At 67.8% G+C, this 20,009-nt stretch carries 19 protein-coding genes; 9 read left to right on the top strand and 10 right to left on the bottom strand.

The features are described 5' to 3' along the window. Nucleotides 1–69: 69 nt before the first annotated feature. Together ahpF and ahpC are read right to left on the bottom strand one after the other, a co-directional pair. Nucleotides 70–1,662, bottom strand: a complete 1,593-nt coding sequence (ahpF, locus tag C2U58_RS14285; RefSeq protein ID WP_102946443.1) for an alkyl hydroperoxide reductase subunit F — start codon at nt 1,660–1,662, stop codon at nt 70–72. Between the two features lie 153 nt (nt 1,663–1,815). After that, nucleotides 1,816–2,379: an alkyl hydroperoxide reductase subunit C gene (ahpC, locus tag C2U58_RS14290; protein WP_102946444.1), complete on the bottom strand. Its 564-nt coding sequence runs from the start codon at nt 2,377–2,379 to the stop codon at nt 1,816–1,818. A gap of 342 nt (nt 2,380–2,721) precedes the next feature. Between ahpC and prmC the strand changes: the two genes are divergently transcribed. Continuing rightward, nucleotides 2,722–3,579 (top strand): peptide chain release factor N(5)-glutamine methyltransferase, encoded by an 858-nt coding sequence (gene prmC / locus C2U58_RS14295; protein ID WP_102946445.1) that lies wholly within the window; start codon nt 2,722–2,724, stop codon nt 3,577–3,579. A 55-nt stretch (nt 3,580–3,634) separates the two neighbouring features. Then, nucleotides 3,635–4,579: a prolyl aminopeptidase gene (gene pip, locus C2U58_RS14300; RefSeq protein WP_070209494.1), complete on the top strand. Its 945-nt coding sequence runs from the start codon at nt 3,635–3,637 to the stop codon at nt 4,577–4,579. A 679-nt stretch (nt 4,580–5,258) separates the two neighbouring features. Here the strand turns inward: pip and C2U58_RS14305 are convergent. The 4 genes from C2U58_RS14305 to C2U58_RS14320 are packed head-to-tail and all read right to left on the bottom strand — an operon-like array spanning nt 5,259 to nt 8,111. After that, on the bottom strand, nt 5,259–6,053 hold the full coding sequence (locus tag C2U58_RS14305) for an N-formylglutamate amidohydrolase (protein ID WP_102946446.1): 795 nt from the start codon (nt 6,051–6,053) through the stop codon (nt 5,259–5,261). Next, nucleotides 6,046–6,597: an NUDIX hydrolase gene (locus C2U58_RS14310; RefSeq protein WP_102946447.1), complete on the bottom strand. Its 552-nt coding sequence runs from the start codon at nt 6,595–6,597 to the stop codon at nt 6,046–6,048. Before C2U58_RS14310 ends, C2U58_RS14305 begins: the two co-directional genes overlap by 8 nt. Further along, on the bottom strand, nt 6,594–7,535 hold the full coding sequence (locus C2U58_RS14315; protein ID WP_102946448.1) for a 5'-3' exonuclease H3TH domain-containing protein: 942 nt from the start codon (nt 7,533–7,535) through the stop codon (nt 6,594–6,596). The genes C2U58_RS14310 and C2U58_RS14315 overlap by 4 nt, the downstream gene beginning before the upstream one ends. After that, nucleotides 7,536–8,111 carry a nitroreductase gene (locus C2U58_RS14320; RefSeq protein ID WP_102946449.1) on the bottom strand — a complete coding sequence of 192 codons (576 nt, stop codon included), beginning with the start codon at nt 8,109–8,111 and terminating at the stop codon, nt 7,536–7,538. Between the two features lie 331 nt (nt 8,112–8,442). On the opposite strand from C2U58_RS14320, the gene C2U58_RS14325 reads away from it, so the two are divergent. Both C2U58_RS14325 and C2U58_RS14330 read left to right on the top strand, forming a co-directional pair. Beyond that, nucleotides 8,443–10,752: a DUF1631 domain-containing protein gene (locus tag C2U58_RS14325; protein ID WP_102946450.1), complete on the top strand. Its 2,310-nt coding sequence runs from the start codon at nt 8,443–8,445 to the stop codon at nt 10,750–10,752. Between the two features lie 258 nt (nt 10,753–11,010). Next, complete coding sequence (locus C2U58_RS14330; protein WP_102946451.1) at nt 11,011–12,093, top strand: NAD(P) transhydrogenase subunit alpha; 1,083 nt, start codon at nt 11,011–11,013, stop codon at nt 12,091–12,093. 64 nt (nt 12,094–12,157) lie between these two features. On the opposite strand, the gene C2U58_RS14335 is transcribed toward C2U58_RS14330, so the two are convergent. Genes C2U58_RS14335 through C2U58_RS14345 form a run of 3 tightly spaced genes read right to left on the bottom strand, consistent with a single transcriptional unit; the run spans nt 12,158 to nt 13,532 of the window. Continuing rightward, nucleotides 12,158–12,589 (bottom strand): DUF3106 domain-containing protein, encoded by a 432-nt coding sequence (locus C2U58_RS14335; RefSeq protein WP_102946452.1) that lies wholly within the window; start codon nt 12,587–12,589, stop codon nt 12,158–12,160. A gap of 2 nt (nt 12,590–12,591) precedes the next feature. Next, nucleotides 12,592–12,909, bottom strand: coding sequence for a hypothetical protein (locus C2U58_RS14340; protein ID WP_102946489.1), 318 nt, complete (start codon nt 12,907–12,909; stop codon nt 12,592–12,594). 8 nt (nt 12,910–12,917) lie between these two features. Beyond that, nucleotides 12,918–13,532 carry an RNA polymerase sigma factor gene (locus tag C2U58_RS14345; RefSeq protein WP_102946453.1) on the bottom strand — a complete coding sequence of 205 codons (615 nt, stop codon included), beginning with the start codon at nt 13,530–13,532 and terminating at the stop codon, nt 12,918–12,920. A 79-nt stretch (nt 13,533–13,611) separates the two neighbouring features. Between C2U58_RS14345 and C2U58_RS14350 the strand changes: the two genes are divergently transcribed. Both C2U58_RS14350 and C2U58_RS14355 read left to right on the top strand, forming a co-directional pair. After that, complete coding sequence (locus C2U58_RS14350; protein ID WP_070209342.1) at nt 13,612–13,920, top strand: NAD(P) transhydrogenase subunit alpha; 309 nt, start codon at nt 13,612–13,614, stop codon at nt 13,918–13,920. Next, the gene (locus tag C2U58_RS14355) at nt 13,917–15,371 is read left to right on the top strand and encodes an NAD(P)(+) transhydrogenase (Re/Si-specific) subunit beta (protein ID WP_102946454.1); all 1,455 of its coding nucleotides are present in this window, start codon (nt 13,917–13,919) and stop codon (nt 15,369–15,371) included. The genes C2U58_RS14350 and C2U58_RS14355 overlap by 4 nt, the downstream gene beginning before the upstream one ends. A 76-nt stretch (nt 15,372–15,447) precedes the next feature. Here the strand turns inward: C2U58_RS14355 and C2U58_RS14360 are convergent, their stop codons facing one another. After that, nucleotides 15,448–15,867 (bottom strand): hypothetical protein, encoded by a 420-nt coding sequence (locus C2U58_RS14360; RefSeq protein WP_102946455.1) that lies wholly within the window; start codon nt 15,865–15,867, stop codon nt 15,448–15,450. Nucleotides 15,868–15,984: 117 nt separating this feature from the next. Here C2U58_RS14360 and sufT point away from each other — a divergent pair, with 117 nt between their 5' ends. The 3 genes from sufT (at nt 15,985) to C2U58_RS14375 (ending at nt 19,961) form a co-directional block, all read left to right on the top strand. Beyond that, nucleotides 15,985–16,536 carry a putative Fe-S cluster assembly protein SufT gene (gene sufT / locus C2U58_RS14365; protein ID WP_102946456.1) on the top strand — a complete coding sequence of 184 codons (552 nt, stop codon included), beginning with the start codon at nt 15,985–15,987 and terminating at the stop codon, nt 16,534–16,536. A 37-nt stretch (nt 16,537–16,573) separates the two neighbouring features. Continuing rightward, a complete protein-coding gene (locus C2U58_RS14370; RefSeq protein ID WP_102946457.1) occupies nt 16,574–17,671 on the top strand; it encodes a branched-chain amino acid aminotransferase in 1,098 nt (365 codons plus the stop codon). Nucleotides 17,672–18,221: 550 nt separating this feature from the next. Further along, nucleotides 18,222–19,961: a S8 family peptidase gene (locus C2U58_RS14375; protein WP_102946458.1), complete on the top strand. Its 1,740-nt coding sequence runs from the start codon at nt 18,222–18,224 to the stop codon at nt 19,959–19,961. Nucleotides 19,962–20,009: the final 48 nt, after the last annotated feature.

The raw sequence follows: 20,009 nt of genomic DNA on the forward strand, positions 1-20,009 counted from the left end.
TGGACCGGGTGATGGCGTGGTTTACCCAGCAGGCAAAAGGGTCCCCGGCGAACCGGGGACCCCGACGTTTCAGGCAGCTTCGGCGACAGCGCCGCTGCTCTTGGGAACGTTGGTGCGTATCAGGTGATCGAAGGCGCTGAGCGCCGCGGTCGAGCCTGCGCCCATGGCGATGATGATCTGCTTGTAGGGGACGGTTGTGCAATCACCTGCGGCGAATACGCCCGGAACACTGGTCTGGCCACGGTCGTCAATGACCACTTCTCCGCGTGGCGACAGCGCCACCGAATCCTTCAGCCATTCGGTATTGGGCAGCAGCCCGATCTGCACGAACACCCCCTCCAGTTCCACCCGGTGCGCGTCGCCGCCCACGCGGTCCTTGTAGACCAGGCCGTTGACCTTCTGGCCGTCGCCCAGCACTTCCTGGGTGAGTGCGCTGGTGATGATGGTGACGTTGCCGAGGCTGCGCAGCTTCTTCTGCAGGACGTCGTCGGCACGCAGTTTGTCGTCGAACTCCAGCAGGGTTACATGCGTCACCAGACCGGCCAGGTCGATTGCCGCTTCCACCCCGGAATTGCCGCCGCCGATCACCGCCACGCGCTTGCCCTTGAACAGCGGACCGTCGCAGTGCGGGCAGTAGGCCACGCCCTTGTTGCGGTACTGGTCTTCGCCGGGCACGTTCATCTGGCGCCAGCGCGCACCGGTGGACAGGATCACCGAGCGCGACTTCAGCGACGCGCCGTTCTCGAGCTTGATCTCGACCAGGCCGTCGTCGCCTGCCGGCACCAGGGCACTGGCCCGCTGCAGGTTCATGATGTCCACGTCGTACTCGCGCACGTGCTGTTCCAGCGCCATCGCCAGCTTGGGGCCTTCGGTTTCCTTGACCGACACGAAGTTCTCGATCGCCATGGTGTCCAGCACCTGGCCGCCGAAGCGCTCGGCAGCCACGCCGGTGCGGATGCCCTTGCGCGCGGCGTAGATCGCGGCAGCGGCGCCAGCCGGACCACCCCCGATCACCAGCACGTCGTACGGTGCCTTGGCGGCGATCTTCGCGGCATCGCGCTTGGCCGAACCGGTGTCCAGCTTGGCCACGATCTGTTCCAGGCTCATGCGGCCCTGGTCGAACACTTCACCGTTGAGGTACACGGTGGGCACGGACATGATCTGGCGCGCTTCGACTTCGGCCGGGAACAGCGCGCCGTCGATCGCCACGTGCTGGATGCGCGGGTTCAGCACCGCCGCCAGGTTCAGTGCCTGGACCACGTCGGGGCAGTTCTGGCACGACAGCGAGAAGTAGGTTTCGAACTTGAACTCGCCTTCCAGGCCCTGCACCTGCTCGATCACCTCGGCGGTGGCCTTGGACGGATGGCCGCCAACCTGCAGCAGGGCCAGCACCAGCGAGGTGAACTCGTGGCCCATCGGCAGCCCGGCAAAGGCCAGGTGGATGTCCTGGCCCGGGGTGGTGAGGGCGAACGAGGGGGTGCGCTCGGCGCTGTCGCGGCGCACGTCCAGGCTGATCTGGCTGGAGAGGCCGACCAGGGTCTCGAGCAGCTCCAGCATTTCCTGCGACTTGGCGCCGTCGTCGGCGTGCGCGGTGATCTGGATCGGGCGGGTGACGCGTTCCAGGTAGGTCTTCAGCTGGGACTGGAGGTTGGCATCCAACATCGAAAAACTCCTTGATTCAGGCAAAGGAACGGCGTCGACGTACCGTTACGGTACATCTGGGCGACGTGGGGGAGAACCCAAGCCGGCGCGGTGGGCACCGGCTTGGGTTCACCCCCACTCCCGTCGGAACGGGAATGGGGATGGGTGTTGCCTTTAGATCTTGCCGACCAGGTCCAGCGACGGGGTCAGGGTCTTTTCGCCTTCCTTCCACTTGGCCGGGCAGACCTGGTTCGGGTTGGCGGCGGTGAACTGGGCAGCCTTCAGCTTGCGCAGGGTCTCGGAGACGTCACGGGCGATCTCGTTGGAGTGGATCTCCAGGGTCTTGATCACGCCTTCCGGGTTGATGATGAAGGTGCCGCGCAGGGCCAGGCCTTCTTCTGCAATGTGCACGCCGAAGGCGTTGGTCAGCTGGTGGGTCGGGTCGCCGACCAGCGGGAACTGGGCCTTGCCGACGGCCGGCGAGGTTTCGTGCCACACCTTGTGCGAGAAGTGGGTGTCGGTGGTGACGATGTAGACCTCGGCGCCGGCCTTCTTGAACTCGGCGTAATGGTCGGCGGCGTCTTCGATCTCGGTCGGGCAGTTGAAGGTGAAGGCGGCCGGCATGAAGATCAGGACGGACCACTGGCCCTTCAGGGTGGCGTCGGAAACCTTGATGAACTCGCCGTTCTGGTAGGCGTTGGCTTCAAACGGCTTGATCTGGGTGTTGATGAGCGACATCGAATTTCCTCGTGGTGAAGGGGGATGGGTGAAGCGACCAACACAGGTTAGCGGCTTGCTTCCGATAAGGAAAATGCATTGATTCCATCAAATCGATAGGCACAGTCTATTGAAATGGGCTGATCCCCGAATGAACGGTGCGACCGTTTCAGGGCAGAAGGCTTGCGCTGCAAGGGTTCCTGGAAAATCGGGGGCGTCAGCGCTGATAGCCATTGCTTATCCGTGTGATGGCCAGGCTGAACAGCCTTTCAGGCGGGTGGGCACGCTGCGACACCGTGTCGCGGTGGTCGGGCGATGCCGTCATTGGCCTACACTGCGCCCCCACCGTCACCCAGGCCCGACATGACCCTCGCCCCCCAGGAGATCCGCCATCTGCTCGCCGACGCTGCCCGCGACCTGCCGGGGGTGGAGGGCCGGCATGAGGCCGAGCTGCTGCTGCTGCACGTGCTGGGGCGGGAGCGTGGCTGGCTGTTCGCGCACGCGACGGACCTGATCGACCCGGCCAGCGCGGCGGCCTTTGCGGGTCTGTTGCAGCGCCGCCTGGCGGGTGAGCCGGTGGCCTACCTGCTGGGCCGGCGCGGGTTCTGGACGCTGGACCTGGCGGTCAGTCCGGACACGCTGATTCCGCGCCCGGAAACGGAGCGGCTGGTGGAGCTGGCGCTGGAGCGGCTGCCGGAAGACACGCCATTGCGGGTGGCCGACCTGGGCACGGGCAGCGGGGCGATCGCGCTGGCGCTGGCCAGCGAGCGGCCGCAGGCGCGGGTGCTGGCGACGGACATGAGCGCGGGGGCGCTGGCGGTGGCGTCCGGCAATGCGCGCGCGCATGGGCTGGACAATGTGGCGTTCCGCGAGGGCAGCTGGCATGCGCCGCTGGCGGGGGAGCGTTTCGATCTGATTGCGAGCAACCCGCCGTACATCGCCAGTGGCGATCCGCACCTGATGCGGGGGGACCTGCGTTTCGAGCCGGCCAGTGCGCTGGCGTCGGGCGACGATGGACTGGACGACATCCGGGTGATCATCGAGGGCGCGCAGGCACACCTGCTGCCGGGCGGCTGGTTGCTGCTGGAGCACGGCTGGGACCAGGGCGGGGCGATCCGCGCGCTGCTGGATGCGGCGGGGTTCGTGGAGGTCGCCACGGCGGTGGACCTGGAACAGCGCGACCGGGTGAGCCTGGGCCGCCGGCCGGCAACGTTAGAATGATGGACCGCTGCGGCTGGTTGCCGGGCGGGCTGTCATTCCACCTGGAGCTTCGCCCATGCGCACGCTGTATCCCGCGATCACCCCTTACGACGTTGGCAGCCTGAAGGTCGACGACCGGCACACGCTGTATTTCGAGCAGTGCGGCAATCCGCACGGCAAGCCGGTGGTGATGCTGCATGGCGGGCCGGGCGGCGGCTGCAGCGACAAGATGCGGCAGTTCCATGATCCTGCGAAGTACCGGATCATCCTGTTCGACCAGCGCGGTGCGGGCCGTTCGACACCGCACGCGGACCTGGTGGACAACACGACGTGGGACCTGGTGGCGGACATCGAGAAGCTGCGCGAGCACCTGAAGGTGGAGCGCTGGCAGGTGTTCGGCGGAAGCTGGGGGTCGACGCTGGCGCTGGCGTATGCGCAGGCGCATCCGCAGTGCGTGACCGAGCTGGTGCTGCGCGGGATCTTCATGCTGCGCCGCTGGGAACTGGAGTGGTTCTACCAGGAAGGGGCGAACCGTCTGTTCCCGGATGCGTGGGAACACTACCTGGCGCCGATCCCGGCGGTGGAGCGGCACGATCTGATTTCGGCCTTCCACCGTCGCCTGACCAGCGACGACGAAGCGACGCGGTTGGCGGCGGCGAAGGCATGGAGTGTGTGGGAGGGGGCGACCAGTTTCCTGCACGTGGATGCGGACTTCGTGAACAGCCATGAAGACCCGCGCTTCGCGCTGGCGTTCGCGCGCATCGAGAACCATTACTTCGTCAACGGCGGTTTCTTCGAAGTCGAAGAGCAGCTGCTGCGCGACGCGCACAAGATCGCCGACATCCCGGGCGTGATCGTGCACGGCCGTTACGACGTCGTTTGCCCGCTGCAGAACGCCTGGGAACTGCACAAGGCCTGGCCGAAGTCGACGCTCGAAATCAGCCCTGCCTCTGGCCATTCGGCATTCGAAGCCGAAAACATCGACGCGCTGGTGCGCGCGACGGATCGTTTTGCAGGTTGATTGCGGCTTTGCTTGAAATCGCGGTAGAGCCAGGCCCTGCCTGGCTGCTTTTGGGATCGCACCGCACCCGTGTCGCCGGGCTCTGCCCGGCTGCTGTTGGATTCAGGCGAACAGCTGCAGGTTGCGAGGTTCCCCTTGTCAGGGCCGTCGGGTGCGGGTTTGTGGGGGACGCCGTAAATGCATCCATGTAGGCTCATCGCCGCATCCATGCGGCTCGTGCCCCCTCAAACCCACCCCCGCCGACCCTTCGAAAGTGTGTCGCGGGCCAGGGGAAAAGCGGGTGTGTCGACCGATGGTCGACACGAATGCGTGCTTTGACGGTTTACGGGGACACGCATGGCGTGTCACTACGGGCATGCTCCGGTAGGGTTGGTTCCCAAACAACCGCCGTCGACAAATCAACGCCCTTTAACGACTGACAAACGAGCAGACTCAACGCGTCGGCCAACGGCCGACATCGGCGTTTCCCCAGGCCACCGACGCCCTATCGAGGGGTCGGCGGGTGGGGGGTACGGGACCGTGAAGGCACATGGATGTGCCGCCCGAGCCTAACGGGAGATTTAAGGCGTGTCCCGTACCCCCCGCCCGCCGGCCCCACACCAGGGAACGCCTCAGTCGAGGGCTGTTCGCCTGAATCCAACAGCAGCCGGGCAGAGCCCGGCTCTACCGGCAACAGCGACTACAGCGCAGTCAACTGAAGCTCCAACGCACCAAACACCCGCGCCAACCGCTCGGCCCAGGCGTGTTGCCCGGCCGCATCCGCAATCAGGTCCTGCCGGATCTCCAGCTCCACATGCACCAGCCCACGGCCTTCGCCATGCACCGGCACCGCGTAATCGCTGGTGCTGCTGACCGAGTAGGGTTCGTTGTCGCCCACCACCAGATCGCCTTCATCGCGCAACGCCTGCAACAGCGCATGCGCGAACCGCGTGTCGCGGTGGTACAGCACGCCCGCATGCCACGGACGCTGCATGCCGTTCATCGCCGGCGTGAAGCTGTGCATCATCACCAGCAGGGTGGGGCGGTGGGCGCTTGTGCGCGCTGAAAGTTCCGCCTCGATGCGCGCGTGGTACGGCGCATGGATTGCGTCGATGCGCTGCTGGCGTTGCGCATCGGAAAGACCCGCATTGCCCGGAATCGCCGTGCCATCGCTGACCTCCGGCATCAGCGTGGGCGACGCCAGTGGCCGGTTGCAGTCGATCAGCAGGCGCGAATACGTCTGCTCGATCGCCCACGCATCCAGCCGCTCCGACAGCGCACGCGTGACCCCGGCGATCCCGATGTCCCAGCCGATGTGGCGATCCAGCTCCGCCTGCGGCAGGCCCAGGCCCTGCAGCGAACGCGGCACCTGCTGGCCTGCATGGTCGGCCAGCAATACATACGGCGAAGCGCCCTTGGCCCGGTGGATCGTGTAGATCGCCGGATCCTCGCTGCCCAGCAACGCCGGCAGCGCGTGCTCGCCCGAATCAGCCACGGGGCGTGCCGTCCAGGTGGTGCTCGATCATCCACAGGCCCGCCCACAGCTTCGCGTCCAGCTGGTAACCCTGGCCCATCTTCTCCACCAGCCATGCCGCCGCGCGGGCGCGCGGAATCTCGTGCACCGTGATGTCTTCGCTGGCATCGCCACCGCCTTCGCCGACCTTGCGCAGGTCGGTGGCGCGCACGAACGCGATCTTCTCGCTGCTCGCGCCCGACGAGGTCGGCCCGATCATCAGCACCTCCGCGTGTTCCGCAGTCCAGCCGGTCTCTTCCTCCAGCTCGCGCACCGCAGACACTTCAATCGATTCGCCCGCATCGATGTCGCCGACCAGCCCGGCCGGCATCTCGATGGTCCTCGCCTGCAACGGCACCCGGAACTGCTCCACGAACAGCACGTTGTCGTCCGGCGTGACCGCGATGATGATCGCCGCCAGCCCGCCGGCGTGGGTGCGCTCGCTGTATTCCCAGCTGCCGCGCACCACCATGCGCTGGTACTTGCCTTCGTAGACGACCTTCGGGGCTTGCGTGTTGGGACTCATGCGAACTCGCTGGCAGGTGAGGAATGGTCGGACAGGCCGGCCGCCGCGAACAGCCGGCGCCGGGTCAGCGGGCCGAAGCGCAGCGCGTCGCACAGGCCCTGCAGCATCTGCGCGTCGGCGCTGGCGCGGCTGAAATCGGCCTGCGTCGCGTCCAGCGGCGCATCCAGCGCGATCGTGGTCAGCTGACGCCACAGCAGCGCGTGCTCGCGCTGCTCGCGCAGCCGCACCGCCATCTGCGCCGCGCCGCGCAGGCGCAGGAAGGGCACTTCGTCCAGTCGTTCGTACAGGATGTCCAGGCTGCCGAAGTGGGCCAGCAGCACCGCGGCCGACTTCGCGCCGACCCCGGTCACGCCCGGGATGTTGTCCACCGCATCGCCGCACAGCGCCAGGTAGTCCGCGATCTGGTGCGCATGCACGCCGTGGCGTGCCTTGACCCCGGCCATGCCCCAGCGCTGGTTGCGCGCGTAATCCCACTGTTCGTCATGCTCGAACAGCAGCTGCGAAAGGTCCTTGTCGGCCGAGACGATCACCCCGCGCATGCCGGCCGGGCGGCGCGCATGCAGGGCGCTGCCGATCAGATCGTCCGCTTCGTATTCGTGGTGGGCCAGCACCGCCAGGCCCAGCGCGCTGCACAGGGCCTTGCAATGCGCGAACTGGCGGCGCAGCGCTTCCGGCGCCGGATCGCGGTTGGCCTTGTAGGCCGCATACAGGCCATGCCGGAAGCAGCTGTCCAGCGCCTCGTCGAAGGCAATGGCGATGTGCTGCGGGCGCTCGCGCTCGAGCAGGTCGAGCAGGAACCGGGCAAAACCGTGCACGGCGTTGGTCGGCCAGCCCTGCTGGTCCTGGAACTCGTCCGGCATCGAATGCCAGGCGCGGAAGACGTACAGGCTGGCGTCGACCAGGTACAGCGGCGTGCGCACGGGAACGAGGTCGGACACTCAGCCCACCCAGTCCTGCAGCAGCGCGGCCGGGTCCGGGCGCTCGCGCTCGGGGACCTCGATCAGCGGCGTGCCGATGTGGATGAAGCCGGCGATGCGCTCATGTTCGGCCAGGCCCAGGTGAGCATGCACGGCCGGGTCGAAGGCCATCCACGCGGTCAGCCACTGCGCGCCGAAGCCAAGCGCCTGCGCCGCCTGCAGCAGGGCGAAGCAGACGCAGGCGGCGGTCATCAGCTGCTCCTGCTCGGGCACCTTGGGGCTGGGCGTGGGGCTGGCGATGACGGTGATGATCAGCGGGGCGTGCGAAAAGCGCTGGCGGTCCTTGTCCACCTGGGCCTCGGACGCGGTCGGGTCGCGCTCGCGGCTGCGCCGGGCCAGGAACTCGCCCAGGCTGTGGCGGGCGTCGCCGGCAATGCGCAGGAAGCGGAACGGGACCCGCTTGCCGTGGTCGGGCACGCGCACGGCCGAGGCCAGCATCCGCTGCAGGGTCGCCGGGTCCGGTCCGGGGGCGCCCAGTTGCAGGGCGGGGACCGAACGGCGGGCGTCCAGGGCGTGCAGCGCGGGGGAGTCGAGCATGGGATCACGGGTCAGGCATTGGAGTGGCTGAGTATAGTCGCGGCGGTTTGTGACACGGCTTTGGGCCATCGCCGGCCCATTTGCGACAAAGTGTGATGAACCGCACTTAATTAGTGGGCTTCCTTCAGATCCCTGTACTCGCTTCCAACCCCCGCTGGCCTTACGATACGAGACCTGTCAGTACCCCGGTCATGAGGTTGAAAGTGCGGACTGAATCACTGTCCCGCACGGGCGGGGCGTCCTACCATCCGTGTGCTGGCGTCTTGGGGACGCCCGCTCCGGTCTTATCCATGCTGCATCCTGTACCAGCGAGGGTGGGGAGCCTTTTCGCATGATCGCCACGCCCACCAATCCGGGGCAACCGGGTCGCGACCCGGCGCTGTTGAAGCTTGCGCGCGAGGCTGCCCTGCCGGGACTGGCCGAGTCGTTCGCGACCGTGCTGGCACGCTTCGACGACGTGCTGTTCGACCGCGCCGGCACCGCCGGTGCGTCGCAGCTGCTGTTCCTGGATGGCATGCGCGAACTGCGTCGGCGCCGCGAGGAGATCGTGGCCGGGTTCCGTGGCCACCTGGCGCAGGCCTGGGAGGCGCTGGAGCGCGGCGAGCCGCTGTCGGCCGAAGCGACCCTGGCCGGCCAGGTCGAGGAAGGGCTGAGCCTGGTCCCCGAACACGTGCTGGAATCGCGGCTGGCGGTGCGCAACTTCGCCACCGTGCTGCTGCGCGACTGGAAGCCGGTGCTGGGCCGGCTCGACCGCCGCCTGGGCTGGATCGCCGGGGGCCTGGAGCTGGACGCGGACAGCAATCCGATCAGCCCGGAGCATATCGGCGTGGCCATCCATGAGGCGTTCGCCGTCTGCGAACTGGCCCCGGAAGTGCGCCTGGTGCTGATCAAGCTGTGCGAGCGCGACCTGCACGGGCCGATCGGCAAGCGTTACGAGAAGCTGGACGAACAACTGGCCGCCGCCGGGGTGATGCCGCAGATGGCCGCACCGCGTCGCGCGGCGCCGCGCCCGCCGTCGCCGCGGCAGGAGCTGGATGATCTGGTCGACGCGCTGGAAAACCAGCAGGCGGCTGCCGACGACGGCGCGGCTCCGGCCTGGGCCCAGCGTTTCGCCAACCGCTGGGCGGCGAGTCGCGGGCGCATGCAGTCGGCGCAGGCGGCGCACGAGCAGGCCGGCGATGGCGCCGATGGCATGAGCGGCAACCAGGGCATGCTGCTGGAGGCGCTGCACGAGTTGCTGCAGCAGACCCGCCATGTGCGCGAGGACGCGACCTCGGCGGCCAGTGTGGCGGTGGGCCAGCAGCGTCCGCTCAGCCAGCGCGAGATGATGTCGGTGCTGTCGTTGCTGCAGGCAACGCCTAGCGCGACGCTGCGCGCGGCGATTGGTGAAGATGGCGAGTCGCTGGCGCAGCGGCTGAAGAGCGAGGTGCTGTCCGGGGCGACCCGGCTCGGGGTGGACCCGGCGCAGGCGCGCCTGGATCCGCAGGACGAGGACGCGATCGATCTGGTCGGGATGCTGTTCGACGTGATGCTGGACGAGCGCGACCTGGAAGGCCGTTCGCGCGAGCTGATCGGTCGGCTGGTGGTGCCGTTCGTGAAGGTGGCGATGCTGGACCGCCGGATGTTCGTGCAGAAGACCCACCCGGCGCGCAAGCTGCTCAATTCGCTGGCCGAGGCCTGCGAGGGCAACACGGGCGAGAGCCAGGCCGAGCGCGTGCTGATGGGCAAGGTCGAGGAAATCATCGAGCGGCTGGTGGCGGAGTTCAATGAGAACCTGGCGATCTTCCTGACGCTGGAAGAGGAGTTCCGCGATTTCCTGACCCAGCATCGGCGGCGCATCGAGATTGCGGAGCGCCGCGCGGCGGAAACGCAGCGTGGGCAGGAAAAGCTGGAGGTGGCACGGACCCGTGCGGCCTCGGAACTGGATTGGCGGATTGCGGATACGACGCTGCCGCAGGCGATTGGCGAGTTCCTGCGCCAGCCGTGGCAGCACCACCTGACGCTGGCGGTGCTGCGCGAGGGCGACGACGGTGCGTCGGTGAGCGAGGCGCTGGCGTTGGCGGACGGGGTGCTGGAAGAGGTCTCCGAGGCGCGCCGGCATGTGGTCGGCAAGCCGTGGCTGCAGGCGTGGCATCCGGTGCTGCGCAAGGTGTTTGCGAGCGTGGGTGTGCATGCCGACGGTGCGAGTGCGGCGATCGATACGCTGCACGATACGCTGCAGTCGATCGCCGAGTCGCGGCCAGAGCTGGAGCGTGCGCTGCCGGAGCTGCCGCAGGTGGTGTTGCCGGCGCCGCCGGCGGCGGAGAGCGCGGGGGTGGAGCTGGGCGGCAAGGTCGATGTGACCGATTTCGACAATGCCGATGCGGACCGCTTCCGTGGCCTGGAAATTGGCAGCTGGCTGGACTTCGTGGACAAGGACGGCAAGGTGCAGGCGGGCAAGCTGTCGTGGGTGAGCCCGATCTCGTCGCGCCTGCTGTTCGTGAACCGCCGCGGCGTGCGCTTCTGCGTGGCGTCGCCGGAAGAGCTGGCGGTCATGGTGCGCCTGGGTCGCCTGCGCGCGCACATCGACGATGGCGCGTTCGACAGTGCCATGCAGGGTGTTATCGACCGGCTTGATACCAAGGGCGCTACGGTTCACTGACGGTTCTGCGCCAAGAGCCGAGAGCATTGGTTTGCAGGTTTCGCCTGGCTTGGGCCGGCGGGGGTGGGTTTGCGGGGTCGCCGCAAGTACGTCCGTGTAGGCTAAGCGGACGCCATCCATGGCGCCGATTCCCCCGCAAACCCACCCCCGCCGACCCTTCGACAGTGGGTCGGGGGCCAGGGAAAAATCGGGGCGCCTCTGCCCGCGGACCCCGCATGCGGTTAGGATCGACCTCTATTCCGCTACCCGGGGTCGTGCATGGCTGTCGAGGTGTTGGTGGTTCGGGAACGTGCGTCGGGCGAACGGCGCGTGGCGATGACGCCGGAGACGGCGCGCAAACTGATCGCGCTGGGCGCGACGGCCTGGTTTGAACCCGGTGCAGGTCGCGCGGCGGGATTTCCCGATGCGGCGTATCTGGAGGCCGGTGCGCAGCTGGCCGATGACGCTCGACTGGGCGTGGCCGATATCGTGCTGTGCGTGCAGCCGCCGGAGACGGCGCGGTTGTCGCAGCTGAAGAATGGCGCCGCGCTGGTTGGCATGCTGCAGCCACAGGCCGATGCCGAACGGGCGGGGATGATCCAGTCGCGTGGGCTGCAGGCATTCCCGCTGGAGCGCTTGCCCCGCACCACGCGTGCGCAGTCGATGGACGTGCTGAGTTCGCAGGCGGGCATGGCCGGCTACAAGGCCACGCTGATCGCGGCGCAGCTGGCGCCGCGTTTCTTCCCGATGCTGACCACGGCGGCCGGTACGATCCGGCCGTCGCGGGTGCTGGTGGTGGGGGCGGGCGTGGCGGGGCTGCAGGCCATTGCGACGGCGCGGCGGCTGGGCGCGCAGGTGGAGGGGTTCGATGTGCGGCCGGAAACGCGGGAGCAGATCGAGTCGCTGGGCGGCAAGTTCCTTGACCTGGGGGTCAGTGCGGTGGGCGAAGGCGGCTATGCGCGGCCGTTGACCGACGAGGAGCGCGCGGAGCAGCAGCGCCGGCTGGGCGAGCACCTGCGGCTGGTGGACGTGGTGATCTGCACGGCGGCGGTGCCGGGTCGGCCGGCACCGAAGATCGTGACCCGCGCGATGGTGCAGGGCATGCGCCCGGGCAGCGTGATCGTGGACCTGGCGGCGGAGACCGGCGGCAACTGCGAGGCGACGGTGCCGGGCGAGACCGTGGACGTCGATGGGGTGGTGGTGGACGGGCCGGTGAACCTGGCCAGCCAGGGCGCGGTGCATGCCAGCGAGATGTATGCCCGCAACCTGTACAACTTCGTGGCGCTGTTTCTGAAGGACGGCGCGGTGGCGTTTGATTGGGACGATGAGCTGCTGGCGAAGACGCGCTGGGTGGCGGGCTGACGGTGCAGCCACGCAGGGCGTGGCTCTACCGGTAGATCCACGCCCTGCGTGGATGCACTCCCAATCAACGCGGCAACGCCGGCGGCGGCACGTCCTTCACCGGATTGGCCTTCAACCACTCCTGCCGCTGCTCCGGGGTCATCTTTTCCCACCGTGCGCGCAGCGCGTCGCGCTGGGCCGGGGTCATCTGCCGCATCTGGGCGAACAGCGCACGCGCCTGTTCGCGCTGCTCCGGGCTCATGTTCTCGAACCGGTGGCGTCCGCGCCGGGCCAGCTCGCGCTGTTCCGGGGTCATGTCCTGCCAGCGCTGTCCATGCTGCAGCATGCGTTCGCGCTGCGGCGGGGCGGCGTTGTTCCAGCGGTCGCGCACCGGCGCGACCAGCGCTTCACGCTGCTGCGGGGTGAGCTTGTCCCATTCCGGCAACGCCGAAGTCTGGGCCCAGCTGGTTGCGCTCAGCGGCAGCAGCACCAGCGCCAGGATCAGTCGCGGTTTCATGTTCACTCCATTGCCAGGTCGGTGGCGCCCAGCCACACGTACATGTCGGGATTCTCGTCGAGCAGCGCGTCGCTGTCATCGGCAAGCGTGGCCGCCACCTGTACCGGCGGTGCCAGCGGCGGATGGGCGGTGAAGCTGATGCCCAGGCCCAGCGCGACCACCAGCGAGGCGGCGGTGGCCAGCCACCAGCCGTGGTGGCGCGGGCGCTGCGATGCATGCCGGGCAGCGCGCAGGCGGGCCAACGTGGTCGGCGACAGCTGGCTTACGGCCTGCGCGTGCAGCTGCTGCAGGGCGGCGTCATCGGGAAGGCGGGAAGACACGGGGCGGCTCACAGTTCGATCTCCAGATGCAGCTGCAGCGCCTGCCGGGCGCGCGAAAGATGGGTTTTTACCGCGCCCTCGCTGCAGCCCATGGCCGCTGCGGTGGTGGCGCCGTCCAGCTGTTGCAGGACGCGCAGGCTGAAGGCCTCGCGCTGCCGGGCGGGCAGCGCGCGCAGAGCCTTGACCAGCGCGGCGTACTGGTCGCGTTGTTCATGCGCCTGGGCCGGGCCCGGGCCGGGGTCGGCCCAGTCGATGTCATGCTCGGCACCGGCGTCGTCGCTGCTGCGCCAGAAGCGCAGGCGGAAGCTGCGGCGGCGCTGCAGGTCGACCACGCGGCGGCGCAGGATGCTCCAGAACAGCGGCGACCAGTCGGCGGCCGGCTTTTCCCGGTAGGCCAGCATGCGCAGCATCGCGTCCTGCACCGCATCCAGTGCGTCGTCGCGCTGGCGCAGGCCCGCCTCGGCGAAGCGGAACGCGCGCGGGCCGATCCCGGCCAGGAAGGCGTCCAGCGACACCGGCAGCGCGGCGTCGGCTTCGTCGGGCAGGGTCGGCAGGGAAGGGCTCACCAGCACAGGGTAGCGCTCGCGCAGGGGGGACACGGTGAGAACGTGCCGGCGCGGCATCGGTTGACCGCGCCTGCAGAACGGTTCAGCGCATGGTTATGATGCAGGGACGGGAAGACCGCCTGGGAGAGAGACTGCAATGAGCGACGGGTTCGTGGCGTTGTACATCTTCATGCTGGCCGCGATCGCGGGCCACGTGATCATTTCGCGGGTGCCGGTGATCCTGCACACCCCCCTGATGTCCGGGTCCAACTTCATCCACGGCATCGTGCTGATCGGCGCGATGGTGGTGCTGGGCCACGCGCAGACTCCGCTGGAGAAGATCATCGGCTTCATCGCGGTGGTACTGGGCGCGGGCAACGCCGCCGGCGGCTACGTGGTGACCGAACGCATGCTGGACATGTTCAAGCCCAGCCAGAAGCGCGACAGCGGGGAGAAGGCGCCTTGAACGTCTCCACCGCGCAACTGCTGCAGTGGCTGGTGCAGGTGAGCTACCTGGTCGCCGCCACGCTGTTCCTGCTGGGCCTGCAGCGCATGGCCTCGCCGATGACCGCGCGCAGCGGCATCCGCTGGGCCGGGCTGGGCATGCTGATCGCCACCGTAGCCACCTTCTTCCTGCCCGACCTGCACAACGTGCCGCTGATCCTGGCGGCGGTGGCGATCGGCACCGGCGTGGCCTGGTGGTCGGCCAAGCGCGTGGCGATCACCGACATGCCGCAGATGGTGGCGCTGTACAACGGCATGGGCGGTGGCTCGGCCGCGGCGATCGGCGCGGTGGAACTGTTGCGCTTCTCGTTCCTGGGCAACCGCGATACCACCCATTGGAGTGAGCAGGCCATTGCCGAGCTGGCCGCGCGCCAGCCTTCGGCTACGGTGCTGGCGCTGGCGGTGATCGGCTCGGCGATCGGCGCAGTCTCGCTGTCCGGCTCGATCATCGCCTGGGCCAAGCTGGACGGTCGCCTCGACCGCCGCGTGACCTTCCCCGGCCAGCAGGCGTTCAACCTGCTGGTGGCGCTTGCGATGGTGGTGCTGGGCATATGGGCGGCGGTGAGCCTGAGTTCGGTGGCGATCATCAGCTTCTTCGTGGTCGCGCTGGCACTGGGCGTGTTGATGACGCTGCCGATCGGCGGCGCCGACATGCCGGTGGTGATCTCGCTGTACAACGCGTTCACCGGCCTGGCGGTGGCGTTCGAAGGCTATGTGCTGGGCAATGAGGCGCTGATCATCGCCGGCATGATGGTCGGTGCGGCGGGCATCCTGCTTACCCGGCTGATGGCCAAGGCGATGAACCGGCCGATCAGTGGCGTGCTGTTCTCCAACTTCGGCGGCGGGGGCACCGCGCAGGAAATCAGCGGATCGCAGAAGCCGATCGAGGCCAGTGACGTGGCCGCGCTGATGGCGTTTGCCGAACGGGTGGTGATCGTGCCGGGCTACGGCATGGCCGTGGCCCAGGCCCAGCACAAGGTGTGGGAACTGGCGCAGCGGCTGATCGAGCGCGGGATCAAGGTGAAGTTCGCGATCCACCCGGTGGCCGGGCGCATGCCCGGGCACATGAACGTGCTGCTGGCCGAAGCGGGGGTGCCGTACGACCTGATCGCCGACATGGACGACATCAATCCGGAGTTTCCCAACACCGACGTGGCGCTGGTGATCGGCGCCAACGACGTGGTCAATCCGGTGGCACGCACCGACCCGGCCAGCCCGATCTACGGCATGCCGATCCTGGACGTGGTCAACGCGCGCAACGTGGTGGTGATCAAGCGCGGCAAGGGCACCGGTTTTGCCGGGATCGAAAACGCGCTGTTCTACGCCGACAACGCGCGCATGCTGTACGGCGATGGCGCCGGGGCGGCGAGTGCGCTGGTAAGCGAGCTCAAGGCCCTCGACGGAACCCATTAACGGTAGTGCCGGCCGCCGGCCGGCTCCACGTGCTGCTGGATTCGTGCAGAGCCGGCCGGCGGCCGGCACTACCGGGTTACTTCGCCACCCACCAAGCGACCACCAGCGCTACACCGAGCCACAACCACTCGCCGACCCCGTTCGCGAGCTGGATCAGGGTGGCCGCCATGAACGGGCCCATGCGCAACGCTGAATTCCACGGATCCAGGCCCAGCGAGCCGCCCAGGTAGGCCGAAGCGATGCCCCAGTTGGCCGCCAGCGCGACCACCAGGGTGAACGCCACGGTCAGGCCGATCCGAAGCGGACCGGCCTGCAGCCGGCCCAGGCGAAGCATGAAACCCAGCTCCAGCGCGGCCAGTACGGCCATCCAGCCGACCTGGCGACCGCTCAGCAGGGCGATGACCAACCAGGCCAACGTGGCCGTGACGACTCCAAGCAGCAACAGCGGGGGCCAGAGCCAGTGGGCGGACCTGGCGGGCGCGGACGTGGGCGACATGCATTCTTCCTTTGGATCGCCACAGGATACCGGCTTGCGGGGTGACCGGCGCGTGGGCGGCCGCTGGGCTAAAATAGCCACCTTGCGGGAATTGGCCGCGACCCCATATCGATCCACATGTACTCCCGTAGCAGCGAACCCGTCCACTTCGAACGCGACTGCGAGGCCGTCATGGTCCCGCAGGGCGAAACGGTCACCCTGCCGGCCGGCAGCTATGGGTACATCACCCAGGCGCTGGGCGGCAGCTACACCGTGTTCGTCGAAGGCAATCTGTTCCGCATCGCCGGCAAGGACGGCGACGCGATCGGCAAGGAACCGCCGCCGGCGCTGGAACTGCCCGCCGACGCCACCGACGAGGAGGTCGAAAAGCTGGTGTGGCAGCAACTGCGCACCTGCTTCGACCCGGAAATCCCGTTCAACATCGTCGACCTCGGCCTGGTCTACGAAGTCGAGCTCAAGCACCTGGACGATGGCCAGCGCGAGGTCGACATCAAGATGACCCTGACCGCGCCCGGCTGCGGCATGGGCGACATCCTGGTCGATGACGTGCGCAGCAAGCTGGAAATGATCCCCACCGTGGCCGAAGCCGATGTCGAACTGGTGTTCGACCCGCCGTGGAACCAGCACATGATGTCCGAAGCGGCCCGGCTTGAAACCGGCATGCTGTAATTGATGTGCTCCCCGTAACCAGAACAGGAATCATCCGGTGTCCCAGTCTTCCGTGAACTTCACCACCACCCGTTCCGCCCACCCGCGCAGCAGCGAGGAGCGTGCGCGCATCCTGGCCGCGCCGGGGTTCGGTCTGCACTTCACCGACCACATGGTGGAAGTACGCTGGGACAAGGACACCGGCTGGCATGACGCCAGCGTGCGCGCCTACGGTCCGCTGCAGCTGGACCCGGCCGCCGCGGTGCTGCATTACGGCCAGGAGATCTTCGAAGGCATCAAGGCCTACCGCCATGCCGATGGTTCGATCTGGACCTTCCGCCCGGATGCCAACGGCCGCCGCCTGCAGCGCTCGGCGCAGCGCCTGGCGCTGCCGGAACTGCCAGTGGAGATCTTCGTCGAATCGCTGAAGCAGCTGATCGCGGTGGATGCCAGCTGGGTGCCGTCGGCCGACGAATCCAGCCTGTACTTCCGTCCGTTCATGATCGGCGATGAAGCCTTCCTCGGCGTGCGTGGCGCGCAGAAGGCCGGTTACTACGTCATCGCCAGCCCGGCCGGTCCTTACTTCGCCAAGGGCGTGGCCCCGGTGGCGATCTGGCTGTCCACCGAATACGCGCGTGCGGCCAAGGGCGGCACCGGTGCGGCCAAGTGCGGCGGCAACTACGCGGCCTCGCTGCTGCCGCAGCAGAAGGCGCAGGCGCAGGGCTGCTCGCAGGTGCTGTTCCTGGATCCGGTGGAAGGCAAGTACCTGGAAGAACTGGGTGGCATGAACGTGTTCCTGGTCTACAAGGACGGCACCCTGGTGACCCCGGAACTGTCCGGCAGCATCCTGGAAGGAATCACCCGCGAAAGCATCCTGCAGCTGGCCCGCGACCGCGGCATGAAGGTGGAAGAGCGCAAGGTCAGCATCGAGGAGTGGAAGCAGGGCGTGGCCTCGGGCGAGATCGCCGAGGTGTTCGCCTGCGGTACCGCGGCGGTGGTCACCCCGATCGGCCAGCTGAAGGGCGAAGGCTTCTCGGTGGGCGACCTGAGCGCGCCGGCCGGTGAAGTGACCATGTCGCTGCGCAAGGAACTGACCGACATCCAGTACGGCCGCCTGCCGGACCGCCATGGCTGGCTGGTGCACCTGGACGGCTGATCCAGCGATCCCGTGATGAATAAGAGGCCCGCCTGGTGACAGGCGGGCCTTTTTCGTTGGGGATCGTCGAGCAGCCACGCAGGGCGTGGCTCTACCCCCGTCAGTACATCGCGAATTGTCGTCCACCCCTGTGAACCATGTCGATCACCGGTAGAGCCACGCCCTGCGTGGCTGGAGCCTTCCCGATAATCCGCGCGTCAGAACGATCCAAACCGACCTAACCCATTGTTGCGCAAACGATGTCTCGTGAATGACGCACAAGACAGTGACGCAGGACACGAATTACACGCGCATTGACCATTTCCCTACCCGAAAGTTTCTTCACATTCACAAACCCTTGACCCGAAAAGTCTCAGATCGAACTTTTCACAACCCTGAAAGCGCGCTGAAACATTGTTGCGGCAGGGCCGAACCACTAGCGTCCGGGGTCGGGCGGTTGCACAGGGGAAACCGATCCGTCTTCCAGGTTCGATACACGCCGTCTTTCATCGCGCTGCATCGAACCCACCTCGCCGCATCGACGGCTCCTCACGACTTGAAGGGAATTCCGATGTCTCATGATTCGCAGCGTCTGCGTCAGCGTGCAGTGGTTGTACTCGGTGGTTCTGTTCTTTCGACCCTGCTGCTGGCCGCCCCGGCGTTTGCCGGCGACGTGCAGCTCAGCGGCCTGGCCTCCGCGCCGACCCATCAGCGCTTCATCGTGAAATACAAGGACGGCGCCACCGACGTGGCGACCCCGAGCGTACTGGCCAGCTCCCTGAAGGCGGCGGCCGCCGCCGTTCCGGCCGCCCAGGGCCGCGCGCTGGGCCTGCAGAAGCTGCGCACCCTGGCCATCGGCCCAACCGTGGTCAAGGCCGACCGCCCGCTGGACACAGCGGAATCGGAACTGCTGATGCGCCGCCTGGCCGCCGACCCGAACGTGGAATACGTCGAAGTCGACCAGCTGATGCGCGCCACGTTGACCCCCAATGACGCCCGCCTGTCCGAGCAGTGGGGCTTCGGCACCAGCAACGCCTCGATCAACGTGCGTCCGGCCTGGGACAAGGCCACCGGCACGGGCGTGGTGGTGGCCGTGATCGACACCGGCATCACCAACCATGCCGACCTCAACGCCAACATCCTGCCCGGCTATGACTTCATCAGCGACGCGGCGATGGCGCGCGACGGCGGTGGCCGCGACAACAACCCCAACGACGAAGGCGACTGGTACGCCGCCAACGAATGCGGCGCCGGCTATCCGGCCTCCAACTCCAGCTGGCACGGCACCCACGTGGCCGGCACGATCGCCGCGGTGACCAACAACAGCACCGGCGTGGCCGGTACCGCGTACAACGCCAAGGTCGTGCCGGTGCGCGTGCTGGGCAAGTGCGGCGGCTACACGTCCGACATTGCCGATGCGATCGTGTGGGCCTCTGGCGGCACCGTCAGCGGCGTGCCGGCCAATGCCAACCCGGCCGAGGTGATCAACATGTCGCTCGGTGGCGGCGGCACCTGCTCGGCCACCTACCAGAACGCGATCAACGGCGCGGTGTCGCGCGGCACCACCGTGGTCGTGGCGGCCGGCAACAGCAACACCAACGTGTCCTCGTCGGTCCCGGCCAACTGCGCCAACGTGATCGCGGTGGCGGCTACCACCTCGGCCGGCGCGCGCGCCAGCTTCTCCAACTACGGTGCCGGCATCGACGTCTCAGCCCCGGGCCAGGCGATCCTGTCCACGCTCAACACCGGCACCACGGTACCGGGCAGCGCCTCCTACGCGTCGTACAACGGCACCTCGATGGCGGCCCCGCACGTGGCCGGCGTGGTCGCGCTGGTGCAGTCGGTCGCGCCGACCGCGCTGTCGCCGGCGGCGGTTGAAACCCTGCTCAAGAACACCGTGCGTCCCCTGCCGGGCGCGTGCAGCGGCGGCTGCGGTGCGGGCATCGTCGACGCCGATGCGGCAGTGACCGCAGCGCTGGGCGGGACCAACCCGAACCCGGGCAACGGGACCCTGCAGAACAACGTGCCGGTCACCGGCCTGGGCGCCTCCAGCGGTGCGTCGCTGGCCTACACGGTTGCGGTGCCGGCAGGACGTTCGCAGCTGAAGGTGACCATCGCCGGTGGTACGGGCGACGCCGACCTGTACGTGCGTTCGGGCAGCGCCCCGACCGACACCGTGTACACCTGCCGCCCGTACCTGAGCGGCAACAACGAAACCTGCACGATCACCGCTCCGGCGGCGGGCACCTGGCATGTGCGGGTGAAGGCGTACACCACCTTCTCCGGCGTGACCCTGACCGCGCAGTACTGAGGATGAAAAAAAGGCCCCGGCAGTGCCGGGGCCTTTTTCATGGACGCG

The organism is Stenotrophomonas sp. VV52 (assembly GCF_002893095.1).
GTDB classification, from domain to species: Bacteria; Pseudomonadota; Gammaproteobacteria; order Xanthomonadales; family Xanthomonadaceae; genus Stenotrophomonas; species Stenotrophomonas aracearum.